Genomic DNA, 2,622 nt, shown 5'->3' on the forward strand with positions numbered 1-2,622 from the left:
ACCTGAAGCCGAGCCCGCGCGGCGAGCTGGAGATCACCGATCTCAACCGCGTCTACCTGGAGCGTGGTCAGCTCTCGGTCGAACTGCTCGGACGCGGCACCGCCTGGATCGATACCGGAACCCACGACAGCCTGCTGGGTGCCGGCAACTTCATCGAGGTGATCGAGGCCCGGCAGGGCTTGAAAGTAGCCTGCCCGGAAGAGATCGCCTGGCGCATGGGCTACATCGACGATGCCCAGCTGAACACGCTGGCGGCGCCGCTGATGAAGTCGGGCTACGGCAAGTATCTGCTGCGGCTGATGGAACAGGATTTCTCCGGCTGGCAGCCGGAATTCAAATCTGACAGTGAAAATGCCGACTATTCGGGCGCCGTCGTCTGACCGGCGCCCCCAAAGGAGATTGATATGATGGACAGTCCGGTTGTTCGGATCGGTGTTGTGGGCACCGGGTTTATTTCCTCGCACTTCATCATGGCCTTGGACCGGCAGGAAGGCTTCAAGGCTTCCCGCGTGTTGACCCGGCGGCCGGTCGACGGCTGCACCGGCTTTCCGCGTCCGGAACTGCTGACCAACTCGCTTGCCGAATTGATCGAGAATTCCGACGTCGTGCTGGAATGCACCGGCGATGCCATCCACGCGACCGACGTGGTGGCGGCGGCGCTCAGCGCCAACCTGCCCGTCGTCACGATGAACTCGGAGTTCCACATCACCGCCGGCTCCTACTTCGTCGGCAAGGGTCTGGTGACCGAGGCCGAAGGCGACCAGCCCGGCTGTCAGGCGGCACTGAAGGAAGAAGTCCTGGACATGGGCTTCGAGCCGCTGGTCTACGGCAATATCAAGGGCTTCCTGAACCAGGACCCGACGCTCGAGGACATGACCTATTGGGGCAACCGGAGCGGCATCAGCCTGCCGATGGTGACCTCCTTCACGGATGGCACCAAGGTCCAGATCGAGCAGGCCTTCGTCGCCAACGGCCTTGGCGCCGAAGTCGCGAAGCCCGGCCTGCTGGGTGTTCCCGACGACGACCTGCGCACGGGAGGCAGCGCCCTGGCCGAAGCCGCCGAGAAGCTGGGCAAGCCGATCGCCGACTACGTCCTGTCGCTCAAGCTGCCGCATGGCGTCTTCGTCGTCGGCAAGCACGATCCGCGTCAGAAAGGCGCGCTGCGGTACCTTAAACTGGGCGATGGCCCTTATTATGTCGTCCTGAAGCACAATATCTTCGTGCACCTGGAAATCCTCCGGACGATCAAGCGCGTCATGAACCAGGGCCGCATCCTGCTGGACAACTCCGCCCGCCCGGTGGCCAGCGTCTGCACCGTGGTCAAGCGCGACCTGAAGCCGGGCGACAAGATCGCGTCCGGTATCGGGAGCTTCGACGTGCGGGGCGAGGCGGTCCGGATCGCCGACACGGCCGGACACGTTCCGATCGGGTTGCTGGCCGATGCCGTGATCAAGCGTCCGCTGAAGCGCGGCGACATCATCGGCATGGACGACGTCGAACTGCCCGACAGTCTGGCGCTCCGCGCCTGGAAGGATATCGAGCGGTCGGTCCTCAGCGGGCAGTCCGGCGAGACCGAAAAGAAGTCGGCTCTCGCTTCCTGAGGACCGGTTCCCTCCGAGGTATATACCAAAGCACCCCGGAGGGAACCTGCCCGGTGCCCCAAATTGGAAGATATGCGGTTCCAGGGCTTGGTCGTGGCATCAACGTGTTCAAAGGTAAAACCGACGTATGCGTAACTTTTTCCGGAAACGGCGTAATCCCCAGTTCGGTGAGGCCGGCTCAGGTGAGAATGTCCGGCCGGATCTGGATCCGCGCGTGACACCGTTCGGCCCCCGTCTGGTGTCCGATCTTGGCGATCCCAACGACGATCCCGATTTGGACGGCTACCAGGACGGCGGGCAGCCCGCTCGCCAGTCCAGCTATGAAGACGATCAGCCGCGCGCCCACCGGCAGGCCCCCTCCGTCCAGGCCGGCGCGGTTCAGGAAGATCGCGCCTTCATGATGCGGCCGGCCACCGACCTGCTGCACGCCCGCAAGGGCGACGAGCCGCAAGCCCGCAAGCCTGCGGAGCGTAGCCGCAAGGCCGACGACGAAGACCTGGAACTGCCGCGTTTCTCCCTGCCGGTAGCGGGAACGCTTCGGTCGCGCGCCAGCGGCAATCTGCCGGGCCTGACGCCCGAGCTGAACAAGGCGCTGCGCGAAGCCTTCACGCCGACCCGTCCCAAGCAGGAAGTCAACTCCCTGTTCGTCGGGCGGCTCAACACCCTGCGCAGGATCATCGCCGCGATCGAGGAAGAGCGCGCCCACGTCGTCCTGTTCGGCGACCGCGGCCGCGGCAAGACCTCGCTTGCCAACGCGATCCAGCAGATCGCCTCGCAGGCCGGCTACTTCACGCTGAAGCTGACCTGCAGCGCCGAACTGAGCTTCGAGGATGTCTTCCGCAACTTCCTGCGGCGTATCCCCGGTACGTTCTACCGTTCCGAAGTGGACAATCCGTTTGCGGCGCGGCGCACAATGTCCAGCTTCGACGAGCTGCTGCCGGAAGGCTCGTTCAGCGTGACCGAGCTGAACGACGTACTCGCCGAGATCCAGGGAGCCCATGTCCTGCTCGTGCTCGACGAG

The 2,622-nt window shown here is 64.4% G+C and carries 3 protein-coding genes; all 3 read left to right on the top strand.

Going from position 1 to position 2,622, the window contains the following annotated elements:
- On the top strand, positions 1-380 hold a 380-nt coding region (locus AC5JJ6_RS08355; protein ID WP_496041593.1), incomplete at its 5' end, for a sugar phosphate nucleotidyltransferase.
- A gap of 27 nt (positions 381-407) precedes the next feature.
- Positions 408-1,601 (top strand): hypothetical protein, encoded by a 1,194-nt coding sequence (locus tag AC5JJ6_RS08360; protein WP_496041594.1) that lies wholly within the window; start codon positions 408-410, stop codon positions 1,599-1,601.
- Between the two features lie 214 nt (positions 1,602-1,815).
- Positions 1,816-2,622: P-loop NTPase family protein (locus AC5JJ6_RS08365; protein ID WP_496041595.1), on the top strand; the 807-nt coding region annotated here is incomplete at its 3' end.

The organism is Skermanella sp., from assembly GCF_059503625.1.

Excerpts from the sequence above, each read along its gene's own strand:
- AC5JJ6_RS08360 (WP_496041594.1), top strand. The coding sequence starts at position 408 with ATGGACAGTCCGGTTGTTCGGATCGGTGTTGTGGGCACCGGGTTTATT.